Raw genomic sequence first — 26,850 nt, forward strand, 5'->3', positions numbered from 1 at the left:
CGAGGACGGCAACCTGGCCGCTCCGCAGTGGCGCGACCGCATCTACATCGTGCTCACCCGAACCGAACTGCCGCTGCCCGACGTCGAGCCCAGGCCGCTGGCCTGGTGCCCGGTGTGCGAGGAGACGGTCCACGCGGTGCAGTCCTGGAAGAAGCCCGGAGCCCGGAAGCTGGGCAAGTACGGGCAGCAGTACGTCTATCGGTGCCCCCACGGTGCCCGGTGCCGCCACAGCGTCGTGGACCCGTATGTGCGCCCGGCCGCCAGCGTCATCGACTGGTCGAACCTGGGGGTGCGGATCGGGGACCGGGCCGCCGAGGGGCTGCGCCCCCTGGCCGCCACCACGGTCAAGCGCATCCGCAAGGGCCTGCAGATGCTGGGCCAGCGCCGCATGGTGCTGACCGTCAACCACGGCGGGCACGACGGCCGGGCCGTGCCCGCCGACCAAGCCCCTCTCTCCGCCCGCACGGTGAGGATCGGAGACGCGGTGCTGGTGCCCTCCGGCGGCACCTGGAACACCACGGCCACCAGCACCGCCGAGCCGATGCGGACCCGACTGGCGAACCCCAAAGGGTTCGAGTCCCTGGTCACTCCCCCGCAGGCGGACGACTCCTTCATCGTCACCCTGCGCCGCAACGCCGCCTCCCGCAGCGTGCACGAGCCCGTCGACACCGTGACCGGGCAGGGACGGCACCACTGGCTGGTGATCCCCTACCGCAACGCCGCCGCCAAGTCCGTGACCGACCCACTGCACACCCTGGGCACCGTGGACTCGGCCGGGCTGCTGGGGGCGGCGCCGCAGCTGGAGGACTGCCACTACCGCATGATCCAGCCGCGCGAGCAGTTGATGGCCCAGCGCTTCCCCGCCGAGTACGTCGTCACGGGCAACAAGGGCGAGCAGACCATGCAGGCAGGGAACGCGGTCTCCTGCAACGTCGCCCAGTGGCTGGGCCAGCGCCTCGCGGAGGTGCTGTGATGCCGAAGGCCTTCGATCCTGAGATGAACGGCGGACGCCAGCTGGACCTGCTGGACCTAGTCGTCGCCGCCGAGCCGGAGCCCGCCCGCGTGGCGGGCCCGGCCCCCGGGCCGACCACCGTGGTCTGCCTCAAGGGCCGCCGGGGCGATCCCTCCATCGCGGACGTGCTCTACGTCGGGCGCCCCATGTACCAGGGCGGTTGGAAGCTGGCCGGTCACCTGCTCGCCAACCCGTACCGGGTCGGCCGTGACGGCACGCCGGAGCAGGTCGTCGCACGGTACGAGCAGTGGCTGGACCAGCACGCCGACCTCGTAGCCCGAGAGCTGCCCAAGCTGCGCGGCCGACGCCTGGGCTGCTGGTGCGCCGAGGGACAGCCGTGCCACGCCCGGGTGCTGGCCCGCCGAGCCGATGAGGGTGCGCGATGACCCGGCTGACGCGGCGTGCGGAAGAGGCGTTACTGGGAGCGGCTCTCTTCCGTCCCGAGATCCTCCCGGCGATGCAGTGGGTACCGCCCGGTGCCTTCTCCCGCCCCGATCACGGCGCTCTGTGGCGGACGCTCCACGCGATCGACTTCTCCCAGGTTCCGCGCGCGGAGATTCCGGCCGTTGTGACCAGGGCCGTGGAGCGGATCGAGGACCGGGGCATCCGGAACTGCCTGTCGCCCCAGCGTCTCCAGCAGCTGGCCGGCGCCTGCCCGAACCCGCGCACTGCTGCGCTGTACGGCGGCATGACGGTCGAGGGAGGCGTGCACCGCGCGGTCGAGGACACCGGAGACCGGCTGCGGGCCGCTGCCCAGCAGGCCGATGTCGAGCAGGCCGGTGACACGGTCGGCCAGGCGCAGGTTGCCCGGGAGCGGTTCGCCTCGCTGCACCAGGCGTGGCTCAGCACCCCGGAGCAGGTGCGGGTGCTGCTGGACACCCAGCACGACCAGCGGCTGCCGGAGCCGGAGGCTCAGCAGGCCCGGCGCCCGGAGCGGCTGGACCTGCAGGCCGAGTTCGACGTCGTGGCCTCCTTGCAGTGGGACTCCCGCCAGGTGGGGGACATCCCCTGGCTGCAGGACCAGGACTTCGCCGACCCTGCACTGCGCACCGCCTACGGCGCGATCACCGCGCTGCACGAGCGCCAGTCCCCGGTCGATGACCTGACTGTGGCGTGGGAGGCCGCCCGTCGCGGGGGCCCGCAGCCCAGCGAACAGCTGCTGGCCGACCTCGCCCGGCACGGAAGCGGGGGCATCGCAGCCCACGCGGGTGCACGTGTTCTGAGTACCGCGGCGCTGGACCGCCTGGAGACAGCAGGGGGGCAGGTGCGCGATGCCGGACGCTCCCCCGCCCTGGCTCCCAGCGCTCTGGTCGTCCGCGCTGAGCAGTCCCTGCAGCCCTCTCTCACCGACGAGCGGCGCATCCACCACGCCGAGCGCGAGCCCGAGCTGGCCGACGGCAAGGAGCCCTCCCCACCGGCTCACCCCGCACATGAAGTCCCCGCCCTTTCCGAGATGGAGATGTGACCATGAACGAGCCGGTTCGTTTCGACCCGACCGACTACCTTCTCAGCCATGAGCGGCAGATCACCGCCCCGCACCTGCCCGGCGTCGCCGCGCTGCCGCCCACCCGCTCCGCGCTCCGGGTCCTGTGGGAGCACCTGGGGCGTATCGCCCCGGGACTGGTCACCACCGCGGCGACCGCCCTTGCCTGGGGGTGGCACGCTCAGATGCCCGCTGGCTCCACCCAGCCGCTGTGGATCAGCGGCCTGCTGGCCGCCTTCGCCGCGGCGGCCGGCACCGTCTCCGCGGCCAAGAAGAACGGCAGCGTCGATGTCACCCGCACCGCGTTCGCGGGCGCCGGCACGCTCGCCCTGATCGGTGTCGCGGCCTGGACGCCGCTGTGGACGGTGCGCGTCCTGATGTGGCTGTTGGGCACCGCCGCCGTCTACGCGGTCTGCGCCCCGCTGTGGCGCAGTGACCGCCGCCTGGAGCAAGAGCAGCGACACGAGCAGCTGCTGGCCCGGACCGATGCCCAGACCCGTCTGGCTGTCACCGCGGTCGAACAGCAGGCCCGCGTCGCCGAGGCACAGTGGCAGTACCGCACCGAAGCGGCCCGCGCGCAGGCGATCAGCACCAGCGTCGAGGCGCTGGTGGCCGCGAACGAGATGCGCGAGCAGCGTGCGATCACCCCGGGCAACGAGCTGAACGTCGCAGCCCTGCTGCAGGCAGCCGGCCACGAGGCCCCGCGCGAGCTGGCCGCCGACGAGCGCGACGGGCAGGCGCCCCGGTGAAGCCGACCACGCCGCAAGGACGCCTGCTGCATCAGTGGCAGGGCCACGTCGTGCAGGTCGACGCGCATGGGCTTGCGGTCGACGGGCAGACCATCGACCCGACCCCGCTCACCGAGCGGGACGCCGTCCTCCCTTCCCAGTGTCCGCTCACACACCCGGCATTCCAGCTGCTGGCCGACGGCGGACTCGTCTACCGCGGGCACGTCCAGGCGCACCTCGAATACGACCAGGTCACTGTCTACGGCCCGCAGGGAGCCGCCTGGCCGCCCTGCGGGCAGCAGCCGCCCAGCCCGGCCGACGAAGAACCCGACAACCTCGACTTCGAGCTTTGAGCGACGACCGAAAGAGAGCCCGACGTATGACTGACGACCAGGACCGCCAGGGCCACATCGCCGGACTGCTCCCGGCACTGGCCCAGCTCGACCTCACCGCCGGCGAGCTGGACCAGCACCGGACCACCCGAGACATCAGCGCCCAGGTCAGCACCTACGACCACCAAGCCGCCCATGCCCGCCACCTGATCCTCTCCGCAAGTGCCACCTGCCAGGAAGTGGAGGAGGCCGAGCGCCTGCACCGAGGCGACGGGGAAAAGGGGTTCGCCGCGCGCGGCTACGACCACGCACTCCACCCCCGACAATACGAAGACGCCGAAGTGGAGCTGTGAACAACCAGGTCTGAGCGTGACCCGGTGGGGCCCCGGCTGCACGGCGGGGCCCCACCCGTCGAAGGGAGGGAACGAGAGATATGGACGAGCCAGTCCCCGAGGCCGAACTCCTCTACGAGGACGACAGCCTCACCGCAGTCCCCACCACGTGGGACGACATCGAGATCAGCGAGACCCAGCGGGTAGGCGACACCCAGTACACCCGGGGCGTGATCAAGGGCAGCGGGCAGGAGCGGATCTGGGCGGAACGCGACTTCGGTCAGGGCCTGCGCAACACCGAGGAAGTCACCACCGCGGACGATGTGCCCCCGGGCCGCATCAACAGCGTGTGGCGCGAGCTGACCGGCCCGGACGCTCCCACGGACCTGGACGCGCAGATCGCCGCCCAGGACACGGCCGTGCAGCGCGAGCAGACCGACTATCACCACACGCTCGCCCAGTACGAGCAGGAGCTGGCACCGTCCGCCGAGCTGGCCGAGCGCCGCGCGGCCGTCGAGCAGGAGCTGGAGGCCGACCCTGGCCACGGCGCCCTGCAGGAGGAACACGGCGCCCTGGAACGGGCCGCCGCCGTCGAACAGGACCTGGTGCTGACCCAGGCAGAGGCCGACCTCTCGGACGCCAGCTCTGCCCCCACATCCGTCGGCGAGTCGGGCATCGACCTGGACGGCGAGTGGGATACCGCGCAGGACGTCGACTACGGCGACGACATCGACATGTGAACACTCCACGACATAGCCCCTGACAGAGGTATCTGTCAGGGGCTATGTCCGTGAGTACGGTGTGATCCATGAGCACGCAGGGGGCAGAACGGCGGGGACATGTGCTGATGCTCGCCGGCGACACAGCCACTCACCGCCGCCGACCGCAACTGCTGCCCAGCCACAATCTCGCCGCGCTGGCAACGGCCCCGGCCCAAGCGCTGCTGGGAACCACGGACCCGACCGACGTCGCGATGCTGGACGGAGCACGAGACCCCCACCTGGTACGGGCTCGGTTGCAGATGGCCGCTGACACCAGCGGAGACCTGCTGGTCTACCTCTCGGCCCGGCTGGTGGTCGATCGCAAGTCCCATGCCCTGCACCTTGCGCTGCCCGGCGCTACCAAGCCCACCGTCCGGTACACCGCGCTGCCGTGGGACTGGCTGCGCACCGAGCTGCGGAACAGACCGCCGATGACGACCACCCTGGCGGTCGACCTGGTCGCCGAGCCCCAGGCCGTCAGTGTCCTGGCCGCCGGCGAAGCCGAGCGGCTGGCCGCCGGGTTGACCCTGGTCGGTGTCATCTCGCCTTCCACCGCGCCGACCGTCACCGGGCCCAGCCCCTACACCCGGCATCTCGCCGAACGCCTCCGGCAGGGCGAGGGCCCCGTCGCTCAGCTCCATCCCCAGGCCGTGGCAGCCGCCGACCTACCCGCGGACACCCTCGTTCTCCCCGTTGCACCACAGCAGGCTGCTCTACCAGCACCACCGCCCACCAGCCGTACCCAGATGCTGCCGCGTAGGCGCCTCGAGGCGGACGCCGACGACGTGGCCCCCGGGCTGGAATCCCGCCCAGCGCTCGACCCCGCTCTGCTGCCGTCCGCCGCTCCCGCCCCGACCCGGCCGCCTGCGCCGGAACCCGCACTGGCCCCCGAATCGCGGGCACCTCACCCGACAGTTCCTGCACGGCCCACCGCGCCCGTCCCGGTTCCGGCTCAGCGCCCCGCAGCCCTGGCCGAGCCCGGCACCGGCCAGCAGGACCCCCGCCCTCGTATTCACGCCCTGGCCCAGGCTGGCAGGCACAGGGAGGCGGCCCGGGAAGCGCAGGTGTGGGAACAGCATGTGCTGCAGACCTGCGGCATCGACTCTCCGCAGGCCACCCAGTGGCTCGAAATCCGTGCCGACCTCGCCAAGATGGCCACGGACTTCACACTGGCGACGCACCTGTGGATCGCGGCCGGGCGCACCCGCCTTGCCCACCAGGCAACCGACGCACCCGAGGTCCTCACAGCAGGGCAGAGCGCGCACTACTGCTGGACCCACATCCAGGACCCCGCCAAAGCCCGCGACTGCGGCCCCGACCTGATCAGCCTTCTGCGGACCCTGCCCGCGCTGGACCGGCGCCATCTGTCGATGGCCCAGCAGCGCCTGGAGTACCTCCAGCAGATGACGCGATAACAAGCCCTGTGGGTGGCGCTTCCGACTCGACCGCCCGCCGCAGCGCCTCCATCTTCGGTGGCAGCAGGCGTTCCAGACCGTACTGCCGCCGCCCCCGCCTGTAGCTGCTGACCAACCCGTTGCTCTCCAGCGGCACTCCCGGCGGACGGTGCAGCGTGGCACCCTCCCGGGCGGGGTGCCCGTCGTGGTTGTGCCACAGCGACACCCACAGCCGCGACGTGCCGCGGGCCCGGCGCACCAGGTCCGCGCGCAGCGGCAGCCACCGCCCAAGCGCTGCCTGTCCCAGCGGCGACAAGGCGACCTCGCCCCCCGCCCCGTCCGAGATCGCACGGCGTCCGGGGGCGAGGTCGGAGAGCCGCAGACCCGACAGCTGTCCCGAGGACAGGGCCGCATCCAGGACCAGAGCGAGCACCGCCGTCAGCCGGACCTGCCCCGGCGGCATCCAGCCGGCCAGGTCCCGGTCGAGCTGGCGCCGCAACGTGGCAAGGGCCGAAGAATCCGGCGTGGTCCGCAGAGGGACACTCTCGCCACCGAGCTTGACCCGAGGCAGCCCCAGCGCCTCCCGCAGCAGCTCCAGGCACTGACGGCGCGCAACGTTGGTCGCCACCGACGTGGGCGGGCGACCGCCCTCGACTGCGCGCGCCCGCAGCACACCGGACTCCGCCAGCCGCAGGTACGGCGTCAGTGTCTCGTCTTCCAACAGCCGCCGCAGACTGCGGCGAGCCGCCACCGGCAGCGCGTCACGAACCAGCGCCCGCTGCATCTCCCCGCGGACCATGGACAGGTGACGCGCACGAGAAGGCCCGACGGCAAGGCCGTCCAGCAGCTGCTCCAATGCGATGATCGAGGCAAACTCCGACACCCCGTGATTGTGGCACCGGCAGCCCCGGCCCGAGCCGGGAAGGGCAGCGCAATCCACCAGCTGCGCCGGACACGCAACGGCGAACGGCCCCTCGAATGAGGGGCCGTATATGAAACCATCACTGCTCAGAGTCCTACTCTTGACGCGCTTCGGTGTTCTCCCGAATCGCCGCGGCGACGTCCAGCAGTCCGTACGCGACGGCGGCCAGACCCTCTCCGATCGCGTCGGTGAGCCTCTCCTCGCCCTCCCGGCCGGCAGCCGCGTCCGCTCTACGTTCTGCGTAGTCGCCCCAGACGCTCTTCTGCAACCTCGCCCCCTCTCCCCACGCCGCCAGGCCATCCGACGGACGCCTGCACCCTCCCCCTCCATGGCGGGGGCGAACCGCTCCTCTGCCGCCGATCCGCGCGGTTCAGTTGGGAGTGCGTGTCAGGGCTCCGGCAAGGTCCCGCGCCAGGGCGTAGCCGGGGCTGTCGTCCAGCAGTTCCTTGCGGCGGTTGTAGCGCTGGGTGGTGCGGGAGTCCTTGTGATCGGCCCAGCGCTGGACCCTGTCCGGCCGGGCGTCCGGCTGGGCCAGGGCGTGCGTGACGGCGTCGCCCTTGATGCCGTGCGGGCCGCGCAGTGGCAGCCCCGCGCGGCGGGCGAGGGACTGCAGTAGTCGCCACACCGCAGGTTCGTCGAGCCGACGCCCGGACGTGGTCTGGAAGAGCCACCCCTCGGTGCGTCCGTCGAGGTACTCCTGGAGGGCGTGCCAGGCGACCGGCGGGATGGGCTTGGAGGCCCAGCTGCCGCCCTTCACTCTCATCTTGAGGACATGGTGACCCCTGTCGTAGCCGAGGTGCTCGACCCGGGCCGCGAGGAGGGAGTCGATGCGCAGGCAGCAGGTGTAGAGGACGAGCACCAGGGCGTAGGCGCGCTTGCGGTAGGCGGCAGCCCGGTGGTGGTCCCGCGCCGTGGCCAGGAGCAGGGCGAATTCCTGCTCGGTGTAGCCAGGGGTGGGCGAGTAGTCGGGGTCGAGCACCGGGCGCCGCACCGCAGCGAAGGGGTTCCTCACTCCCTCGTCGCTGACCACGTCCAGGTACGCGAAGAACGAGCTGGCTGCGGACAACGCGTTCGCTCGGGAGGCGTCCGAGTACGGCGGCCCCGTCCGAGCCATCTCGCCACGCCGGACGCCCTTGACCCGCACCCAGGTGGGCGCGTTCTCCAGGTACAGACGGAAGGTGTCGGCCAGTGCGAACCTCACCGCCATCGGATGCGTGCCGTGTTCCCGCGCGAACTCCTCGAACGTCTTGAAGCCGCGGGCGTAGGACCTCTGGGTATTGGCCGAGCGCTGGTGGGCGATCCAGGAAGCCGCGAGCGTGGGTAGCACATCGTCCTCCCCGTAGAGGTCGAGGAGGAAGTCATGCAGCTTCCGGGCGTGCTCGGGCCACTGGGCGCGCGGGTCCCGCCGCGGTGTGTCGAGTGCCTGGCGCGGTGCGCCGCGGAGTGCCCCGGGGCTCACCGGCCCGCCCCCAGACCGGAGGAATCCGCCTGCCAGTAGTCGCGGGCGAATTCCGGCAGGTAGTCGGGGTGGTCGCTCCACTCTGCCGCGATGGTGCGCAGGTCTTCCCAGGCGAAGGCGCCCACCAGCTGACCCGGCAGTGGGTCCCCGCCCTCCCCCGTCGCTCCCAGGACCGCCCGCCGAGCACGCAGTTGCTGCACGGTGTAGCGCAGGGCTCGCAGAGTCCGGGAGTCCCCGTCGACCCCCCGCGGATGCGGCCCCGTGGGGCCGGGTGCGGTGCACCGGTCGTCGAGGCGCGCGTGGATGAAGTCGGCGATGCGGATCAGGGCCGCACTCTCGACCGCCATAGGGGGCTCCGTTCTAACGCAGGTGACCGGTCCAGGAAACCGCCAGAGCGGGCAGCGGGTCCTCCTCGCCGCACAGCGCCACCAGGAAGTGGTACAGGCGATGGGTGTGCTCGGGCCGGGCCTGCGGGCCGGAGGCAAAGTCAGAATCGTGCATAGGCGTTGTCCCGGCAGGTCTCGCAGAGTTCGGCTTCGTGGAGGGCGTAGTGGACGGCCTGGCCGCAGTGGTCGCAGACTCCGTCGAAGACGGTGCCGTCGGCGAAGCAGATCAGCACCGCCTCTTCGGGCCCGGAGGCGACGGGGACGGCTAGCGCCGCAGTGGCCCCGCACCACTCGCACATGTGGACTGGCCCGTAGCCGCCGCCGGTCACCGCGGTGTATTCGTCGGTGCCGGCGTAGTCCCAGGCGGCCTCCTCCGGAGTGCCGTATCCGCGTCGGCACAGCGCGCAGACGACCGTGTCCGAGCCGTCGAGCATCACGGTGAACTGGCCGCAGGACAGGCAGGCGACGGTGGAGCCGCTGTGGGACTCCAGGGCGGTACGCAACGGGGCGAGGCGGCGCTCGACCAGCGCCTGGATGGGCGCCATGCCGGCGCGGACGTGCTCCAGGGCAGTGTCGGCGGCTGGCCAGTCCTCCCTGGGCACGTGCGGCAGCAGGTCGTCGGCGACGAAGTCGAGCAGCGTGTCGAGGACCGGTATGGACAGGGCTTCCAGCGCCATGGTGTCGCTGTCGGTGACGCCCAGGTGTTGGAACCGGTTGCGCATCCGGCCGAGTGTGGTGAAGGCGCTGGTGGCGGACTCCAGGTCCGTACCGGGGGTGCAGTGCTCGCGGAGGAGCTTCACCGCGGTCTCCAACTTGACGCTGTGGAAGTCGCCTTCCCTGTCCTTCCGGGAGTCGAATCTCTCGGGGTTCGACCACACCAGCTGTTTGTCCGCGATGGCGAGGCGGGCTTTGAGGAGCGTCTCGGCCGCAGCCTGCAGGTGCAGGGTGGCGTACTTCAGGCTGCGCGGGTCCGGCTCACTGTCCTCGGTGCCGGCGAGATGGGTCACTGCGCTCTCCAGGTAGTCGAGCCCGTTGAGGACCGGCGGGAAGTGCACCGGCCGTCTCCCGTCGCCCGCTGTCGCTCCGGTCTGTTCCGGGTGTCCTGCCATCGGTCCCCCCTGGCTCGAAGAGCCCACAGGATAACGGTAATTATCCTGTGCCTTCCTTCGCCACCCGCGCGGCGCAATCCGTGCCGCGCCGGAGGTGGTCCCCGGGAGACGGCCTCAGTCCGCGGCCATCTTGATCCAGCGCCCGCCCGGGTCGGTGTCAGCGCGGACGTCCCAGTACCGGGGGTCCGGCTTGCCCGCCCGCACGTCGCCGACCACCTGATCGATCCACGCGGCGAAGCCAGTCTGAGCCTCACCAACGAGCCGGCGGGCAGCCTCATGGCTCATCCCGGAAGGCAGCCCGACTTCGTGTGCGGTGACGTCGTAGCGGATACCGTGCGGGGCGAGCCGCTCGCGGAGGACCTCGCGCCAACCGACATCGACCGCGTCGAAGTCCCACACCTCTTCAGTGCCGAGCACGCAGTCCGGCGTGCCCCGATCCCCTTCACGTTCGATCAGCACGTCGGAGAGGTCGCTGCGGTCACACAGCCCCAGTTCCTCATCCCACACAACAGAAGCGGTCTCGGTCATACGGCGATTGTGCGGCCGGCCTTGCTGCGCACCCTTGTTGGACTGTGCGACATCCCGTGAGTTCTCTCGGACGGTGGAGATTTCACCCTCTCGAAGCCGAAGACGAAAAGGACTCGAAGAAGTCCGGCGGCACCGAGATGGACCAGAGCCTCCGCCAAAGCGCACTCATATCGATTCCGAGCACCGCGACTCCTTCCCTTCGACGGAACTCTTTGCCTTCTCTGGCGGTTTACCCGCGAGTAGAGAAGGCGTCCTGTACCCCAAGTTCACCCCCTCCGCGCAGACGTCACAGGCTCTGAACTGCGGTTTCGTCACGTGAGGGCGGGGATGTCCACAGACCCCCGCAGCGACCCAAGCATGCTGTCGTACGGGCCGATACTCTGGTGTGCCACACGGCAACTACAGCCGCGCCTGGAGCAGTTCGACCAGGAGTGGCGCCGCGCCAACGGCGTTGCCGTGTCACGTAGTCCGAGCCGTGCCTGCCGAGAGGAGACAGCGAGACGCGGGAAACACTGCGGCCCCCTGCGCCAACAGGGGGCCGCTCACGTAGTCCGATGCGCCCCGTCCGAAGTGGAGGAAGCCATCAGTTCCGTTAACGAGACTAGCCGTACCCAAGATCAAAAACCATCCGAGATACGCCGCCGCGCCCGCGCGCTGGCCCGCACCGCCGGTCACGGCCTGATTCGCGGAGCCGCCTCCGCCACCGGAGCCGCAATGGTGACCTGGCTGCTGACGTGGTGGATCCAACGTCACTGACCAACACGAGTGGCGACATCCTTCCTGAACACACCTGAAGGGCGGAGCGGCCCCAAGCGCGCTCCGCCCTTCGGCTCGCCCGTACCCCTCCAGTCGACCGCGATAGCGCCTCAGCTCACACAGTCGAGCCGCGCACTGCGCTCGGAGTGCCTGCCCGCTGGGACGCGGCGGCACAGGGCGAAGGGCGTCTTGGTCCCATCCAGCCAGCCGCCCTCGCACATCTGTCGCATCACCTCGTTCAGCAGGGCCGGTCTCGTATTGACTGGCCACAGGGATTCCTCACCCCAGAAGCGTCGCCAGCTCGGCCCGTGCCCGTGCTGATCACGGTAGGCATCAATCCACGCGAGCGCCCGCTCGCGCCAGCGCGAGTCCTCCGTGAGTGCCGCCGCCTGCTCGCGGACAGTGATGCTGGCATTCCACCACCTCCACCCCGATCTCGACGGTCACCTCCGGACACAACGGGCAGGCCACCGCCGTAGCGATGGACGCCTGAACCCGCACCGCGCGCTGCTGGCGGGCCGCCTGCCGATCCCGAGACACCGTCATGCCCACAGCTTCTCCAGGCCACCCATCCGGCTCAAGACGACACGACGGCCGTCGAGCAGGAGGGCTCCAAAGCTGCCCCCGATGAGATCCGGCCAATTCCTTGAAACCACTTTCAACGCGCGCCGCTTCATGGGAGGTTGAAAGTGGTTTCAGGACGGATGGGCCGTCCACCGACGGAAGGGCAGACATGAGTGACGCATTGACCGTGCGGCGAGTCCCGGAGGACTGGACCCCGCCCGAGGGCTGGCAGCGCCGGCCCACCGACAACGGCGGGGAGGAGGTCCTGGGCTGGCTCGCGACCGTCGTCTACACCCTGGACCTCACCACCCGGGAGCTGATCGCCTCCCCGGTGGAGAACCCGGGCCCCGACGGGCGGGACTCCGAGGTGCTTGCGCAGCTGGGTGAGCACGTCTACTACTCGCACATCCTGAGCGGCATCCTCCCGGCCCGGATCCAGCTGGACCATCTCCCCCTGGACTGGTGGCCGCAGCTGGCAACCCCCGCCGCGATCAACGCGCTCCTGGAGCAAGTGGAGCCGCTGGCACGCGAGATCGCCGACGGGGCGCTCCGCGTCACCGGGCAGCCGGGCACCACGCTGGACTGGTCACCCATCGCCGCCGACGCCTATGGCGCCGCGAGCCACCTGATCAACCGGTTCCCCTACCGCGGCGGTGAGCACGATTTCCCCCGTCCCCGGGGAGCCTGGTACCTGGACACCGCCGAAGTCTTCCGGCACCGGCCCGACCTGATCGACCCGGCCTGGGCCGACTACGGCGACCAGGACCTCTCCCGCGTGGTCTCCGCCATCGCCCGGAGCATCACCGACGCCGCCGACGACGACCCCGAGCTGCACGAGACCCTGGTCGGCCTCTCCCGCGACTCCCAGTGCCCGCCCACCCCCTACGACGGCCGGACCCCCACGCTGCACCCGGTGGGCGTGCGCAGCTGGCTGCACCACTACCGCCGCCAGCAGGCCGACGGGCTGGAGCCGGTCGACGTCCGCTGGTGGGACGCCAGCGGCGTGCACGCACACCGCATCCAGGACACCACCGACGACGACGAGCTGCGCCAGATCACCGCCCGCGCCGTCAAGGAAGCCGCCGCCCAGGGCATCAAACTGCTGGGCACCGACCGGTGGGCCGAGGACCTGCGCCGCGCCCGGCGCACGGACATCCGCGAGCAGCTGGCCGCCATCGGCGCCGAGATCAGCGAGACCGAAGCCAAGCTCAAGCCCAAGAAGAAGCAGCGGCGCGCGCTGCTGGCCCGCGTCCTGACCTGGGACACCGAGGCCACGGACTCCGGCCTCGGCCGCATCTCCGGGCTGTCCCACACCGCCGTGCGCTCCATGCGCGACGCCCTCAACGACGACACCGACGACTGACGCGACGCGACCTCAACAAGACGCCGTCGAGCGCGGACCGCACGACAGCACCACCCGGGGCCGCAGCCATTCGAGCTGGCTGCGGACCCGGGATGCCAAGGCACAGCCCCCGTCCGGGAGCCGGGCGGGCCAACCAGCGAAGGAGTAACCGATGACCGAACTTGCCGAGACGATCCGCTACACCGCCGACGTGGTGGTCACCACGACCGACGGCCGCGTCCTCCTCATCGAGCGGGACTGGCCCCCCTACGAGGGCGCGTGGGCGCTGCCCGGCGGGCACGTCGACCCGGGCGAGACCAGCCGTGAGGCCGCCGCCCGGGAACTCGCCGAGGAGACCGGCGTGCACGCGGCGCCGGACGAACTGGAGCAGATCGGCCCGTTCGACGCTCCGGGCCGTGACCCGCGCGGGCGGTACGTCACCGTCGCCTACCACCTCACCGTCGTCTCCGGCACGCCCGCCCAGGCAGGCGACGACGCCCGCGACACCCGCTGGTGGCCGCTGAACGACCTGCCGCCGCTGGCCTTCGACCACGCCGACATCCTCGCCAAGGCCACCGCCAGCCGCTGACCGTCCGGCCCACCGCATAGGGGCGCCCGCAGCCATTCGAGCTGGCTGCGGGCGCTTTTGCCGACTCTAGCCCGGCCGCTCACCTCGAAGAAGGAGAGCCCGGAGCCAAAGCAGCTGGCTCCGGGGCTCACGCGCTCGGTAACGGCAACCACGACGGCACACCGCACCACCGTCGCCGTTCGACAGCCCGTCACGGGGTCGGAGTGGCCTTCAGGCGGGCTACGAGGGAGGGGTGGGGGGCGCGTCGTCCGTGATGGAGCTGGCACACCGCCGCGGGACCGGGCCGCCGTACTGCCCCCGTCACGGACGCGCGAGCGTGAGCAGACCAGACTCCCCAGTCGTGGCCGAGGGGGCGCACCTGCTGCCGCGCAGTGGTGCCGGCCGCAGTGGTCGCTCCGCGTCGGTGCGGGCATCGCTGTAGCGCAGGAGCATGACGAATACCGCCTCGCGTGCAGCGATGCACGTCTGGTCGCGCGGCTCCCCACCGGAATCCGACTGCCAGGCCCCAGACCTCCCGTATCGGCATCGCAGGAAGGAATCCAGGCCCGCAGTCCGCCCGGCAGGCCCGTGCCGAGCAGCCGGAGATGGCGACCAGCCGCCTGGCCCGGACAGGACTCAACCGGTACAGACAGTGCGGGCGGACCGCACCGGGGCCAGTCCGCCCGTGTAACCGCCGAGCCGGGGGAGAGGTTGGTGTGTGGATCACGAGTCGCGCAGGGAGGGGTAAGGGATGGCGTCCTACGAGGACAAGGCGAAGGCGTACATCAAGCAGGCCGAGGAGACGGTGGCCAAGGTGACGGACCCGGGGCAGAAGGCGACGGTGTACGCGTTGCTGGCGCTGACCAACGCGGTGCTGGAGACGGATAATGACATCTACCGACTGCGCGGTCCCCTTACGGACCTCAGCGAGCGCGTGAGCTGAGCACCGGTCCCGTTGCGAGTCTGCTGATGCCGACGTCGCCGGCGGCGGTCGCGGCGAGATGGATGTTCCTCAACCCCCTGACCGTACGGGGCCGGGCACATACCAGCGGCTGAGCAGCGTGGTACCCGGGGGCTTCGCCGCCCCCGGGGCCCCGCTGCCCCGTCCCTCCCCGGCGCGAAACGGTTTCGTCGTGGTGCAGATCCGTGCGCGCCGGGAAGCAACGGGGGTGTGGGCAGGGGCTGAGGTCCGGCCGGGGCTGGGCCACGAACCGGGGCCGGGCTGCGGTCGCCTGCAGCAGGTCCGGGAGGCACTCAAATCGGGTGTCCTGCCGTACGGTCGCTGACTCAGCCTTCCGTCCTGAATGCCTTGATTCGCCCTAATCACCCGTCAGGCTCGTGTTGCCCAGCGGTAGATGAAACCTCCCGCCCCAGAAAAAACTCGCGACGCGCCCGCGTTTTGGGTACGTACATGAACTGCTGGCATGACATGATCGCCTGCATGTCTAGGCCCTATGGAAGTCGGGATGTGCGCGACCGGGAGTACGTACCGCCCGTCGCAGACTCGAAATCCAAGCGCAAGTTGGTGCGACTGTCGCCGCTGGTGCCTCGCGAGGCACACGCCAGGGCGTTCGCCAACGCCAAAGCGTCGGGGGTCTCGATGAGCAAGTACATCGCGGAACTCATCCTGCGCGACCAGCTCGATGACAGCGGCCGTCCGGTGTGGGCCCGCGAAGCCTTCGGTGAGCCGGACCAGGGGGAACTTCCCATGACTGGCTGATCGTCTGAAAAAGCGTCGAAGGGCGCCAAAACGCCCCGGCTTCCAACCGGGGCGGCGCCCTTCCGACGTACCGGGTCCAGCGTCTCTTCCCAGGCCGCTGAAACCCATCGCATTACCGCAGTGCAAGGCGTCTTCCAAACGCCACCGCACAGAGGTCTCCGGCTTCCAACCGGAGGTCTCGCCCCCCGCTCCGAAGAACAGGAGGTGAGTCGAGCCCCACAGACGCTTTCCAGGGCGTCCGTCGGGCGGGTGGTGCCCCAAGAGCCACACATATGGAGTTCGGAGCCCCGTCACGCGCCTGGTTGGTCGCGTTGGAGCCCTCCGCCGAACGGCGGTAGGGGGGCTTCGGCGTGCATATGGAGTTAGGAGCACCCCCCATCGTAGCGGACCGCTACGGTGCCGGACAGCTCACGCCGACCCCCGGAGTGTCCGCGGAGTCGAGCGAGCACAGCCCGTCATCTGCCCCGAATCACAACCCCCATACAGGTGTTCTGCCCCTCTTCGAGGTGGAGCTGGCCGACCTCCAGGCGCTGTTCCTGGAGCTGTCCCCGCGCGACTCCATCCGGGCGGACACCCGTTCCGGGGCGGGCGAGTGGCTGCACTCCTACAAGGCCCAGCCCATCCCCCAGGCCGCCCCGAACGGCCCGTACGCCGTGCACCTCGCCGACCGCCTCGACCGCTTCCAGTGGGTCTGCTTCGACCTCGACTCCAAGCGCGGCGACACCGGCCCCGACCTCTCGACCCTGCTGCGCTGGCTGGAGGAGGCCGGGCTGACCTACGTGGTCGCCGCCTCCGGATCCGCCGGCGGGCGGCACGTCTGGGTCACCTCCGCCGAGCCGCTGGAGGCCGTGCTGGTCGCCTCCATCGCCAAGGCCGCCGCGCTGCGCTTGCCCACCCTCGACCACGGCCTGCTGTGCAACCCGGCCACCGGAGCGGTCCGCCCGATCGGCGCCGCGCACCGCGACGGCGGGCGCAGCCAGTTGCAGGCTCCGCTCGATTCCCGCCGCGCCGCCGCGCTGCTCTCCCCCACCGGCTGCGGCAACGTCTCCGACGCGTTCGTGCGCCTCGCGCTCATCATCGACTCCGTCCCGGCCCCCGCGACCGTCCGCCCGCGCATCGTGCGCGAGCAGCAGCAGGCCCAGGTCCTCGACGACGAGTTGGGCCCGCGGCTGGCGGGAACCCCGAACACGTTGCTGGACGACGATACGGTCACCCTGCTCACCCACCGCCCGGCCGAGGACCGCGTCAGCGAGACGCTGGCCTCCCTGCTCGGCCGCCTCGCCCTGCGCCGCTGGACGTGGCCAATGGTCGAGAAACTGCTCGACGAGCGCCGCCACCGGGAGGGCGGTCTCCTGCACGCCTGCACCAGCACCCGGCGCGGCGGCAGGCTGCGCATCGTTCTTCCCGGGACCCAGGCCCGCGAGAAGCTGGCCCGCCAGTGGGCCCGCTGCGTGGCGTACGCGGCCACCCTGCCGCTCACCGAGGACACCCTGGAATGGACGCAGAACATCGCCGACGTCGTCGCCCTGGTCGAGGACGTCCAGGCCGCCGCCGACGCCGACCCCGAGCGCTGGGCACGCAAGTCCGGCCCCGCAGACCGCGCCGCCCTCGACCTGCGGTGCCTGTACGCGCTGCGCTCCGGCACCACTGTCCTCGACCTCGACGTCCGCCGTGCCGCCATCGCCGCCGCCCACGGCCGCTCCACCATGCACCGCGCCCAGAACCGCCTCACCCTCGACGGCTGGCTCGCCGACCGCGCCACCGAAGGCCCCGCAGGCACCCACGAACTGCTCCCCGTCACCGCTGCGCACCCTGGAATCACCCTCGCTGCACAGGGTGGGACACAAGGAACCCCGCCCCCCGTAGGGGAGCGGCGAGCCACGCTGATCTCTCGTCTCCAGGAGCGTCTTTCAGCAGGTCAGGCCGATGCTTTCGCCTACGGCAGGGCCACCGATACCCATGCCGGAGGACTTGGCCATCACGCCGGTCGCATCTACCAGCAGCTCATCGAGCACGCAGAACGCCCGTTGAACCTCTCCGAGCTGTGCGCCCGCACCGGGTACGCCCCGCGTACTGCCATCCGGCACCTGAGCGCCCTGCGCAACCTCATGGTCGTCACCCGCGCTGTCATGGCCGTTCATCACGAGTGCCCCACCTGCCACGCCGTGCCAGGCACCCGCTGCATCACAACCGCTGGCACTGTTGTAGGCCGCCGAGGAGCCGACCAGCATGCCGCCCGCCGCACCTTCACCCGCGAGCGCTCCGGCACTCCCCACTACCGCCCCCGGCCCGGCGCCCTGATCACCGCGGCCAAGGCCCTGGGCTGCCATGGCGTCACGGCCAGCCGTGTACGCCGCTACGCCATCGAGATCGAGCTGTACCGGTGGTGGCGCCAGGAAGAGGAGTGGATGCGGGCCCCGAAGAAGGGCGTGCGCACCGGCGTTCAGACCCACCAGGAGCAAGCCGAGTTCGTCGTCACCACGCTTCCCGCTCTCCCCCGCCGCCGCTACCCCCGCACCGCCGACGGCCGTGGCGACCACACCGCGGCGAAAGCCCGCATCCTGCGCCGCATCGCTACCGCCTGAGTGCTATGGCAGTGGTCGTCGCAGCCCGCAGTTGCTCGGTTCTGACGATCATTAGAAGGACGCTCACCACAGGGCTTGTTATTTCCCCCGGGGTCGCCCCTACTGGCGCTTGACTGTGGGTCCCGCTGGGTGCTGAGCCCAGCGGGACCGAGAACCGCGTCTACTGCCGCAGCTCAATCCTGATGGCTAGGGAGGTGCCGCCGGCCGTGATGAGGGCGATGCCTACCGATGAGTCACCCCAGAGTCCGACGGCTGTGCCCCCTCCCGCGCACAACGCGGCGAAGCCCAACTGGGCCCATGCCCGGATCTTCTCGCCGCGGGAACGCCGGGCGGGCAGCTCACCCTGTTCCTCCGTGGAAGCCTGCGACTGCGTCTTATGTGCCCGCTGAACGCTCTTTGCCCTAGACATGATCAACTTTCAGTCATGCGTGCCGCAGCACGCGGTGAATTGACGTCATGGACCATGGATCAGCGAGCAGTTAGCCACGCAAGCCCCCTCCGAAGCCCCGTGCACGTCTTTGGGCAGGGGGGACTGGAACCGAGCACGCCTCCCGGGGCCGTGAGCAGGCGCACTGATGCCGTGTCGGTGCGCAGCGCTACGGTCCCGGTACAGGCGGCAACAGCCAAACAGGAGGGGGACGCTCATGACGACACCAGGGCGCCGAGGAGGGGCAGGTGCCAGCGCTCGCCAGGTCGCTGAGGCGGCCCGCACCGCCGAGCGCACCGCGCAGCACCGCCGTGCGAAGGTCACGCTTCCCCTCACCGCAGCGTGCGCTGTGGTGGTCGGCGTCGCCGCAGCCGTCGCGACCGTGTGGCAGCTGGGGCTGCTCGCTGCGTTCACCGTCGCGGCCTACGGAATCCTGCAGACCTACCGCCGTGCCGACAACTCCTGGGCCAAGGGCGCGGCCGGCGAAGTGGCGACTGCCCGTCTGCTGGCCCCCCTGGCTCGCCGCGGCTACGCGGTACTGCACGACCGGGCCATCCCGGGCAGCCGGGCGAATTTGGATCACCTGGTCGTCGGACCTGCAGGCGTCGCCTACGTCGACACCAAGGCGTGGCGTTCGACGCGGTCGAAGATCAGGGTTGAGGGCGGCACCTTGCGCTACGGCCGGTACGACCAGACGCGGGCCCTGCAGACAGTCTGCTGGGAAGCCGGACAGGCAGCACGCCAGCTGGGTGTTGAGGTCCGTCCGATCGTCGCTGTCCATGGCGCCACGGTCCCCGGACCCAGGGGCCGCATCGAGGTCCAGGGCGTCATGGTCGCCTCTGCGAAGAAGCTGCCGAAGCTGCTGCAGAATCTGGCTCCTCAGCCGGGCTGGAGCGCCGACCGCATCACCGCGGTGGAAGCCCTGGCCGAGAGGCGACTGCCCCCGCACGGCAGCTGAGCAACAAGCAGGGGTCCGGGATCAGCCGATCCCGGACCCCTGGCAATTGATCTAGGACGCGGTCGCCCTGGTCCGCACGTCCTCCTCGCCGATGTCGATCACGTCAGCCAGAGCTTCGCCGGCCGCCCACCGCTGCAGGAGCGGACGGTCCACCAGCCGGATGCCGTGCCGGGCCGCCCAGAGCACACGCTCCCGCCCGAACAGCCCGCTGCTGACCACCAGGAAGAGCGGCCGGGCCGCATGCTCAGGGGGCACCTGCACTGTTCCCACGGGCCGCAGCACCCCCCTTCCCCCGCTCTCCTGCCCGGTCTGCGCCGCACCGTGCTCGAACGCGATCCCCAACTGCCGTCCGTCCGGGCCGACGCCGACCAGGTGGACGACTGGCCCGCGGATCCGCACTCCCCGCACCTGGGTCCACCCGTCACGAAGGAGCAGCCGCCCCACGATGGTCCGGAAACGGCGGTCGTCTGCCGCGTCGATGTCCGCCGTGGAGAAGCAGGCCGCCTGCCGCTGCCGGTGCACCCGCAGGGCCCGCCGCCGGCGCACTTCGCCCCACACTGCATACGCGAGAGCCGCCCCAGCCAGCAGCACCGCCCACCAGCCGACCCGGACCCACAGCCACCCAAGCCCCAGCAGAGGCAGTCCGACCACCGCGGCGACTGCGGCGCCTGCTGGCACTACCTCCCACCACTCCGGACCGTGCCGCCCGCTTAGCCGAACCTGCAGCGCCTCACGCTGACGCCAGGCCCGGCGCGTGCCGACAGGAGACCGACTCCACATGCTCCACCTCCACCGCGGCGCCCCGTGCCCCATGTCATATCTGCCCGCGCGACCGGCCGTACAGCGGCACCGCCCAGGACCGGCCATCGGCATTGGATAACAAGCCCTGCGGGCGGACAATGGCCGGTGCCAGAGAGAAAGGGGCGCCCGCTACGGCGGACACCTGCTTCCGAGACCAACAGGACCACGGACGGAGTCACCACATGAGCACCGGCCAGAACGCCGCCGCCGGCGAGGACCGGGAAGCAGGGGCGGTCACCTACAGCGACGGGGAAGTCGTGTGTGCGGAGCCTGGAGACCCCTTCACCACGGCGCGGTCGGGCTTTGTCCGCCTGGTGCAACGGTGACCTTCCCCAGCGGACAGCGACCCGCACTTCCCCACCTTCCCCGCCACGGTCTTCCCCAGCGGGCCGACGGAGGGGACCCTGCTTCCCCGGCTGGGGAAGTGCCCACTGCTGGGGAAGGTGAGCAGTCTTCCCCAGCCGGGAGTGCCGTTCCGTGGGGAAGACTGCTCACCGATGGGGAAGTCGTCGCGCGCTACTGGGGCCACGTCCTGCGTCGTGGTCCGGACGATTGCTGGTGGTGGACCGGTGGGCTGAGCGACACCGCGCACGGCACCTTCCGGGCCCTCTCCCTACCCGGCCGCACCCGCCGCGGGACCTTGCCCGCTCACCTCTTCGGCTACCGACTGGCCCACGGAGCCGACGCGATCCCGGCCGGCATGGTGCTACGGCACCGATGCGACGAGCCCCCGTGCCAGAACCCGGCCCATTGGCTGCTGGGCACCAGGGGTGACAACAACCGCGATGCCGCGAATCGGCGTAGACTTGCAGGTCACGCACTTGCCGACGTACGCGGGGCTGTTGGCCGGGCGCGCGCGGTCCAAGACGCTATCGCCACCGCTGACCCCGACCAGCTCGACGCAGCGATTGCCGCCGCACTGGCTGCAGGCAACCCAACAGGAGCCCACCAGGACTCGCTCTTCTGAGTAGCGGCGAGACCCGATCTGTCCTGCCCTTCCCCACCCCGGTGGGGAAGGGCAGTGGGGAAGAACAGGCGGGGGATCCGTCCGCGGCTTGGGGCAGCATTTCCCCACCGGGGCTTCCCCACCCGGGTGGGGAAGCCCCGGTCCCGTCCAGTGGCTGGGGAACCCAGTCTGGTGGGGAAGTTCCCCACCAGACTGCTGGGGAAGACCAAGACGGGCGGGGAACTTCCCCAGGACGCCAAGGCGATGTCACACAGTCGGATTCCCCAAGCGCGACGCGCTTTCCCCAGCACCGCGAGGGTGGCACGGCCGGACCTTCCCCAGCGGGCGTCGCAGGCGGCGGTCTTCCCCAGGCGCGGTTCGGTGCCGGAGGACTTCCCCACTCGCTCACGCACCGTGTCTGCCAAGCGAGTGGACCCCGGCGAAGCCCCCGGTAACAGTCGACCCCCGCCGGGAGGCCCGGCGGGGGTCGACGTCGTCGCCGAGACCGTAGCGCACACGCCCTATCGGTGACCACCACCAGACCGAGCCCCCGAGTGCGGCGGCCCCCCAGCGCGCAGCCGCCGCCGAGCCCGGAACCCCCTGAGACGGCAAGCGCATTTCGGTGCAAACGGTGCCCCAAGCCGACCCCGCAGCCCCAACCACAGCAGCCCACCAGTCGCATGAAGACCCCTTACCAGCCAGACTCAAACAGGACATAGCGACCCTCTACCGAATCCGACCCCTCAACTCCATCTCCCCCACAAGCAATCCGACCCACAGCAGACCGTACAACAACATGCACAAGCCAATAAGCCAGCACACCTATGCATCACGATCCGATGGCTGTTGTTGATCTTGAAAAACCGCTACGCTGTGTCGCGATGCTTTCGATCTCCGCTGGTAGCGACCCTCGGTACCTGACCAAGGAAGTCGGTCAGGGTGCCGAGCACTACTACCTGCGCAGCATCGGCGAGGCTGGCGAACCGCCCGGCTACTGGCTCGGCGCCGGCCTGGAGGAGCTGGGACTGTCGGGCGAGGTCGAGAACGAGGTTTTCGAGGACCTGTTCACCTCCTGGATCGACCCGCGCAAGCGGGACGAGATGTACGCCCAGCTCGACGCGATCCCCCACGAGCGGGGCACCGCGGAGTACGCCAAGGCGGAGAAGGCCATCCGCAAGGAAGCGACGCTGGGGAACCCGCCGAAGAGCTACGAGAAGGCGTTCGAGAAGCGCCTGGACGCGGCCCTGGAGAAGGCCCGGGAGCAGGCCCCGAGCGGCGAGCTGAGCCCTGAGCAGGCCAAGAGCATCGAGCTGTCGGTCCGCAAGGAGGCCCCGTCGGCGACGCTCTACTACGACCTGACGTTCTCCGCCCCGAAGTCGTGGTCGGTCTACCACGCCTCGCTGCAGGTCAAGGCGATGGAGGCGCGCGAGGCTGGCGACGAGGAGACGGCCGCGGAGTACAGCCGTCAGGCCGAACAGGTCTGGGACTGCTGGAAGGAAGGCGTTCAGGCCGGGCTGCAGCACATGCAGGAGGAGGCGGGCTACTCGCGCGCCGGGCACCACGGCCAGGCCGTCGAGGGTCGGGCGGCCGGACGGTACGTGGATGCCCACGAGTTCATCGCCGGGGCGTTCGCACAGCACACGAGCCGCAACGACGACCCGCAGCTCCACGTGCACGTCCCCGTGCTGGCCAAGGTCAAGACCACGGACGTCGACCCGGTCACCGGGCAGGAGACGACGGTGTGGCGCTCCCTGGATGGCCGAGGGCTGTTCAAGCACAAGCAGGCCGCCGGGCACCTGTCGGAAATGGTCGCGGGCGAGGCACTCGAGCGCGTGATGGGCGTCCGCGTCGAGATGCGCCCCGACGGCAAGGCACGCGAGATCGTGGGCATCAGCCAGGAACAACGCGACCTGCACAGCAGCCGCCGACGGGGCATCGTCGAAGGCGTCGCCGAGCTGGCCAGGGCGTACGAGGAGACCCACGGCGTCGAACCGAGCGCCTACGTACTGGCCCGGATGTCGGAGTACGTCACCCTCGACCAGCGCAACGCCAAGAAGCACGACGCCACCAGCCGTGACCAACTGCTCCAGCGGTGGGAGACGACCACGCAGGACCGCTTCCGCGAGAGCCTCGCCGACGTCCCGGACCAAGTCGCCGAGCGCTCCGCCGTGCACCAGCTGCACCGCCCGGCCAGGTCCTTCGACCCGGAGGTCATCCAGCGCCGGGCAGTCGCCGCGGCGCAGGAGACGAAGCCGACCTGGACCCGCCCCGACCTGATCGTGGAGCTGACCAAGCAGCTGCCCGACACACTCGGCGGACTGGAGGCCCAGCAGGTAACCGCCCTGATCAACCAACTGGCCGACGACGCGCTCTCCCCCACCGCCGACAACGGCGTGGTGTGCACCAAGGCCCCGGCCCTGGTCGAGATCCCGGCCGAGCTGCAGCGCCGCGACGGCTCGTTCGTCTACGAGCCCAACCCCTCGACCTGGGACCGGTACGCAACCGAGGAACATCTGCGCGTCGAGGAGCGGCTCCGCGCGTTCGCAGGCGAGCGCGGCGCCCCGACCGTGCCAAGGGAGCTGGTCGAGGACGTCATCCAGCGCCGCGGTCTCAAGGGAGCCCAGGCGGACTTCGTTCGGGGCGCAGCCACCTCGGGCCGCAGGGTCGACGTGCTGGTCGGCCCGGCCGGCGCGGGCAAGTCCTACAGCCTGGCCGCCCTCACCGAGCTGTGGGAATCCCACGCGGACCGGCAGGTCATCGGCCTGGCCAGCGGTCAGCGTGCCGCCGAAGTCCTGCGCGATGAGGGCATCGAGAACGTCACCAACATCGACATGCTCCTGCTGAAGAACAAGGCGCTCGCCGAGGGGAAGCACGTCCCTGACGCCGAGACCTACCGGATCCCGCAGGGAGCGCTGGTCATCCTCGACGAGAACGGGATGACCGACACCACGGACATCGACGCTGTTCGTGCGCTGATCGAGGCCAGCGGTGCGAAGTGCGTCCCGGCCGGCGACCCGTACCAGCTCCCTGCAGTCGGCGCGGGCGGCGTATTCGCCCAGTGGGTCGAGGAGGCCCCGGGCGTCCACATCCTCGACGAGGTCCGCCGCTTCCGCGACGTCGACCCTGCCACCGGCGAGAAGGTCACACGGCAATGGGAGGCCGACGCCTCCCTCAAGCTGCGCACCGGCGACGCCGCCGCGCTGGAGCAGTACGAACTGCACAGCCGCTTCCGCGGCGGCTCCGCCGAGGAGATGACCGAACGCGCCTACCAGGCATGGCTGACCGACCACCTCGACGGCAAGAACCCCCTGCTCATCGCCCAGGACAACGCCCAGGTCGCGGAGCTGTCCGCCCGTGTGCGTGCCGACCTGGTCCGCGCCGGGCAGGTCGCTGAGGACGGCGTGGTGCTGCGCACCGGCCGCGAGGAGCACGGCGTCGAGACCAAGGCAGGCGTGGGCGACCACATCCAGCTGCGCCGCAACGACCGGACGATCACCGCCGAGAACGGCGACTTCGCGGTCAACCGCACAGTCGCCGAGGTCACCGGGATCAGCGACAACGGGGCACTGATGGTGCAGCTGGAGGACGGCGCCCGGATGCACCTGCCAGCCACGTACGTGCAGGAGCACGTCGAGCTGGCCTATGCCGCGACGGTGCACGGCGCCCAGGGCCGCACGGTCGGGGTCTGCCACTCCCTGGTCGATGAGACGACCAGCCGCGAGTCGCTGTACGTCATGCTCACTCGCGGCGAGGGCGGCAACTACGGATACGTCATCACCCACCGGCAGGGGGATGGCCTCAAGCACGAGGAGATCCCGGACCACCTCGCCACGCTCAGTTCGGCGCTGCAGCGCACCGGGCTGGAACAGACCGCGACGCGGACGATCGAGGCCGAGCTGGAGCGCCGCGAGCACCTCGCGGTCCTGGAGCCGACCTGGTCGGGAGTCAAGGACCAGCAGGCTGAGGAGAAGTACAGCCGGGCCCTCTACCAGGCGCTGGGCGGCGAGGAGTATGAGCGGCTGCGCTCCGAGGAGTCGTACGGCAGCCTGATGCGGCTTGCCCGGCACGCCGAGGAGCAGGGGCACGACGCCGAGGACCTGCTGGTGCGTACCGCCCGCTCCCGGGAACTGGAGAGCGCCGAGGACCACGCTGCGACCCTGCACTGGCGCCTGGAGCGGGCCGTCGAGGACGCCGAGCGCACCAAGGTCCGCGGTGAGGAGGCGGAGCAGCGGGCGGCGGTGGTCGAGCAGCAGCAGAAGGTCACCGCAGCGATCGAGGCCGGGATCGAGGCCGGACAGACGGACCCGAGCGACCCGCAGCAGGATGTCGACCTCCACCTCCAGCAGCTGATGGCCCAGACAGAAGCCTTCGCTGTGAACGTGGAAGTCCTCCACGCTGGCCAGGACATCGAGGTCGCCCAGCGGCAGGCCGATGAGCGCGACGCCGAGTGGGAGGCCATGGACTCCTACGCCTCCCGCACCCCGGACATGCCGGGTGACCTGGGCCGGTTCATGACCGAGTGGGCGGCCGAGATGGACCAGCGCGTCGAGCGACTCGGACAGAGCGTTGCCGAGGACCAGCCCGCGTGGGCGATCGAGCGGCTGGGCCCGGTGCCCGAGGACCCGACCGCGCGCGCCGACTGGGAGCTGCGGGCCGGCCGGGTAGAGCGGTACCGCGAGGCTCACGGCCACAACGACGAGCGCAACGCCATCGGTCAGCAGCCGCCCCGCGGATCGGTCGAGGCCCGCGCCGACTGGGAGCGAGCACGCCGGGCACTGGGGGTCGACGAGCGGGAGGCGGACATCGCGCGTGCGTCCGACGAGACGCTCCGGCAGATGATCGAGCGTGCGGACCGGGAGGAGAGCTGGGCCCCGCCCTATGTCGCCGACGACATGCAGAAGGCCCTCGCCTCCGAGCGGGACTTCGCCGACCAGGCAGTGCAGATGGAGCTGCGTGCCCGGGAGATGGCGGAGCGGGACGCCGCCCAGCACGAAGACCGCCTCACCGAGACGATGCACACCTACGCCACGGCGACCGGCTACAACGACCATCAGCAGGCCCTCGCACAGGTGATGGCGCTGCAGCAGGCCCCCACTCTTCAGGCGCAGATCGAGCCGAGCGAGAGGGTGGCGGAGACCCTGGACCGGGCCCAGACCAGCCGCGACATCGCCGAGACGATGGGCGAGAGGGCGCACACGTACCAGGAGATCCACGAGACCCGCGAACGGTGGGCCGAGGAGACGCAGGTCGTGCGCGACGAGGCCGACCTCGCCCGCACGGAGCTGGACCACCGGGTGCCGGAGTCCGAGGTCAATGCCCCCGAGGCCGCCGGCGCTGAAGAGATCTCCCCCCTCGCGGACCAGCAGACGTCGGTCGAGGAGGAGATGGCTCAGGCTCTGGAGCAGGCCCGTGCCGCCCAGCAGGTGCTCGAACAGCGCGCCCAGGAGCGCGAACAGGCCGCCGAGCAGCAGCGCGAGTCCGAGCTGGAGCCCCAGAGCGAGGAAGCCGACCGCGCTCGCCGCGATGCGGGAATCGACTTCGAGGCCGAGCACGAGAGGCCGGGCCCGGAGCGGGCCGGGCACGATCAGGACATCGAAGCCGCCGTCCCCGAACCAGCGACGCCGGCGCCCGCGCCTCCGCCTCCGCCAATGCCCGAGATGGACCGCGACATCGACATGTAGCCGGAGGCCAGCGGGATGTCCCGCTGGCCTCTCTGCTGCGTTCTGTGCCGTGTCTG

Annotated in this window: 24 protein-coding genes; 16 read left to right on the forward strand and 8 right to left on the reverse strand. The window is 70.7% G+C overall.

The features are described from left to right. The 8 genes from P2424_RS30560 to P2424_RS30595 form a co-directional block, all read left to right on the forward strand. On the forward strand, nucleotides 1–973 hold a 973-nt coding region (locus P2424_RS30560; RefSeq protein ID WP_276479300.1), incomplete at its 5' end, for a DNA cytosine methyltransferase. Next, nucleotides 973–1,398 carry a DUF4326 domain-containing protein gene (locus P2424_RS30565; protein ID WP_276479301.1) on the forward strand — a complete coding sequence of 142 codons (426 nt, stop codon included), beginning with the start codon at nucleotides 973–975 and terminating at the stop codon, nucleotides 1,396–1,398. The genes P2424_RS30560 and P2424_RS30565, both read left to right, overlap by 1 nt. Then, nucleotides 1,395–2,477, forward strand: coding sequence for a DnaB-like helicase N-terminal domain-containing protein (locus P2424_RS30570; RefSeq protein ID WP_276479302.1), 1,083 nt, complete (start codon nucleotides 1,395–1,397; stop codon nucleotides 2,475–2,477). The genes P2424_RS30565 and P2424_RS30570 overlap by 4 nt, the downstream gene beginning before the upstream one ends. A gap of 2 nt (nucleotides 2,478–2,479) precedes the next feature. Next, nucleotides 2,480–3,244 carry a hypothetical protein gene (locus tag P2424_RS30575; protein WP_276479303.1) on the forward strand — a complete coding sequence of 255 codons (765 nt, stop codon included), beginning with the start codon at nucleotides 2,480–2,482 and terminating at the stop codon, nucleotides 3,242–3,244. Continuing rightward, nucleotides 3,241–3,576, forward strand: coding sequence for a hypothetical protein (locus P2424_RS30580; protein WP_276479304.1), 336 nt, complete (start codon nucleotides 3,241–3,243; stop codon nucleotides 3,574–3,576). Before P2424_RS30575 ends, P2424_RS30580 begins: the two co-directional genes overlap by 4 nt. 26 nt (nucleotides 3,577–3,602) lie before the next feature. Then, entirely contained in the window at nucleotides 3,603–3,908 is a 306-nt protein-coding gene (locus P2424_RS30585; protein WP_276479305.1) for a hypothetical protein, read from the forward strand. An 80-nt stretch (nucleotides 3,909–3,988) separates the two neighbouring features. Continuing rightward, nucleotides 3,989–4,627 carry a hypothetical protein gene (locus tag P2424_RS30590; RefSeq protein WP_276479306.1) on the forward strand — a complete coding sequence of 213 codons (639 nt, stop codon included), beginning with the start codon at nucleotides 3,989–3,991 and terminating at the stop codon, nucleotides 4,625–4,627. A 68-nt stretch (nucleotides 4,628–4,695) separates the two neighbouring features. After that, nucleotides 4,696–6,063 carry a hypothetical protein gene (locus tag P2424_RS30595; protein ID WP_276479307.1) on the forward strand — a complete coding sequence of 456 codons (1,368 nt, stop codon included), beginning with the start codon at nucleotides 4,696–4,698 and terminating at the stop codon, nucleotides 6,061–6,063. On the opposite strand, the gene P2424_RS30600 is transcribed toward P2424_RS30595, so the two are convergent. From P2424_RS30600 to P2424_RS30630, 7 genes are all read right to left on the reverse strand, one after another. After that, entirely contained in the window at nucleotides 5,972–6,925 is a 954-nt protein-coding gene (locus P2424_RS30600; RefSeq protein ID WP_276479308.1) for a hypothetical protein, read from the reverse strand. The two genes, P2424_RS30595 and P2424_RS30600, sit on opposite strands and share 92 nt — an antisense overlap. 133 nt (nucleotides 6,926–7,058) lie before the next feature. Continuing rightward, nucleotides 7,059–7,232, reverse strand: a complete 174-nt coding sequence (locus P2424_RS30605) for a hypothetical protein (RefSeq protein ID WP_276479309.1) — start codon at nucleotides 7,230–7,232, stop codon at nucleotides 7,059–7,061. Between the two features lie 102 nt (nucleotides 7,233–7,334). Next, on the reverse strand, nucleotides 7,335–8,423 hold the full coding sequence (locus P2424_RS30610; protein ID WP_276479310.1) for a tyrosine-type recombinase/integrase: 1,089 nt from the start codon (nucleotides 8,421–8,423) through the stop codon (nucleotides 7,335–7,337). Continuing rightward, nucleotides 8,420–8,770 carry a hypothetical protein gene (locus tag P2424_RS30615; RefSeq protein WP_276479311.1) on the reverse strand — a complete coding sequence of 117 codons (351 nt, stop codon included), beginning with the start codon at nucleotides 8,768–8,770 and terminating at the stop codon, nucleotides 8,420–8,422. Before P2424_RS30615 ends, P2424_RS30610 begins: the two co-directional genes overlap by 4 nt. 13 nt (nucleotides 8,771–8,783) lie before the next feature. After that, nucleotides 8,784–8,924 carry a hypothetical protein gene (locus P2424_RS30620; RefSeq protein WP_276479312.1) on the reverse strand — a complete coding sequence of 47 codons (141 nt, stop codon included), beginning with the start codon at nucleotides 8,922–8,924 and terminating at the stop codon, nucleotides 8,784–8,786. Beyond that, nucleotides 8,911–9,918 (reverse strand): hypothetical protein, encoded by a 1,008-nt coding sequence (locus P2424_RS30625; RefSeq protein ID WP_276479313.1) that lies wholly within the window; start codon nucleotides 9,916–9,918, stop codon nucleotides 8,911–8,913. Before P2424_RS30625 ends, P2424_RS30620 begins: the two co-directional genes overlap by 14 nt. Nucleotides 9,919–10,032: 114 nt before the next feature. Next, a complete protein-coding gene (locus tag P2424_RS30630; protein WP_276479314.1) occupies nucleotides 10,033–10,446 on the reverse strand; it encodes a hypothetical protein in 414 nt (137 codons plus the stop codon). A gap of 1,489 nt (nucleotides 10,447–11,935) precedes the next feature. Here P2424_RS30630 and P2424_RS30635 point away from each other — a divergent pair. The 6 genes from P2424_RS30635 (at nucleotide 11,936) to P2424_RS30660 (ending at nucleotide 19,366) form a co-directional block, all read left to right on the forward strand. Continuing rightward, complete coding sequence (locus P2424_RS30635) at nucleotides 11,936–13,129, forward strand: hypothetical protein (RefSeq protein ID WP_276479315.1); 1,194 nt, start codon at nucleotides 11,936–11,938, stop codon at nucleotides 13,127–13,129. Nucleotides 13,130–13,280: 151 nt separating this feature from the next. After that, a complete protein-coding gene (locus P2424_RS30640; RefSeq protein ID WP_276479316.1) occupies nucleotides 13,281–13,697 on the forward strand; it encodes an NUDIX hydrolase in 417 nt (138 codons plus the stop codon). Nucleotides 13,698–14,427: 730 nt separating this feature from the next. Then, complete coding sequence (locus P2424_RS30645; RefSeq protein ID WP_276479317.1) at nucleotides 14,428–14,619, forward strand: hypothetical protein; 192 nt, start codon at nucleotides 14,428–14,430, stop codon at nucleotides 14,617–14,619. A 498-nt stretch (nucleotides 14,620–15,117) separates the two neighbouring features. Continuing rightward, nucleotides 15,118–15,396 carry a hypothetical protein gene (locus P2424_RS30650; RefSeq protein ID WP_276479318.1) on the forward strand — a complete coding sequence of 93 codons (279 nt, stop codon included), beginning with the start codon at nucleotides 15,118–15,120 and terminating at the stop codon, nucleotides 15,394–15,396. Between the two features lie 506 nt (nucleotides 15,397–15,902). After that, nucleotides 15,903–17,981, forward strand: a complete 2,079-nt coding sequence (locus P2424_RS30655) for a hypothetical protein (RefSeq protein ID WP_276479319.1) — start codon at nucleotides 15,903–15,905, stop codon at nucleotides 17,979–17,981. Nucleotides 17,982–18,625: 644 nt separating this feature from the next. Next, nucleotides 18,626–19,366: a nuclease-related domain-containing protein gene (locus P2424_RS30660; RefSeq protein WP_276479320.1), complete on the forward strand. Its 741-nt coding sequence runs from the start codon at nucleotides 18,626–18,628 to the stop codon at nucleotides 19,364–19,366. Nucleotides 19,367–19,417: 51 nt separating this feature from the next. On the opposite strand, the gene P2424_RS30665 is transcribed toward P2424_RS30660, so the two are convergent. Next, nucleotides 19,418–20,044: a hypothetical protein gene (locus P2424_RS30665; protein WP_276479321.1), complete on the reverse strand. Its 627-nt coding sequence runs from the start codon at nucleotides 20,042–20,044 to the stop codon at nucleotides 19,418–19,420. A 305-nt stretch (nucleotides 20,045–20,349) separates the two neighbouring features. Between P2424_RS30665 and P2424_RS30670 the strand changes: the two genes are divergently transcribed. Both P2424_RS30670 and mobF read left to right on the forward strand, forming a co-directional pair. Next, nucleotides 20,350–20,493 (forward strand): hypothetical protein, encoded by a 144-nt coding sequence (locus P2424_RS30670; protein WP_276479322.1) that lies wholly within the window; start codon nucleotides 20,350–20,352, stop codon nucleotides 20,491–20,493. Nucleotides 20,494–21,994: 1,501 nt separating this feature from the next. Then, on the forward strand, nucleotides 21,995–26,794 hold the full coding sequence (gene mobF, locus P2424_RS30675; protein ID WP_276479323.1) for a MobF family relaxase: 4,800 nt from the start codon (nucleotides 21,995–21,997) through the stop codon (nucleotides 26,792–26,794). Nucleotides 26,795–26,850: the final 56 nt, after the last annotated feature.

Source organism: Streptomyces sp. WMMB303 (assembly GCF_029351045.1).
In the GTDB taxonomy this organism is placed as follows: domain Bacteria; phylum Actinomycetota; class Actinomycetes; order Streptomycetales; family Streptomycetaceae; genus Streptomyces.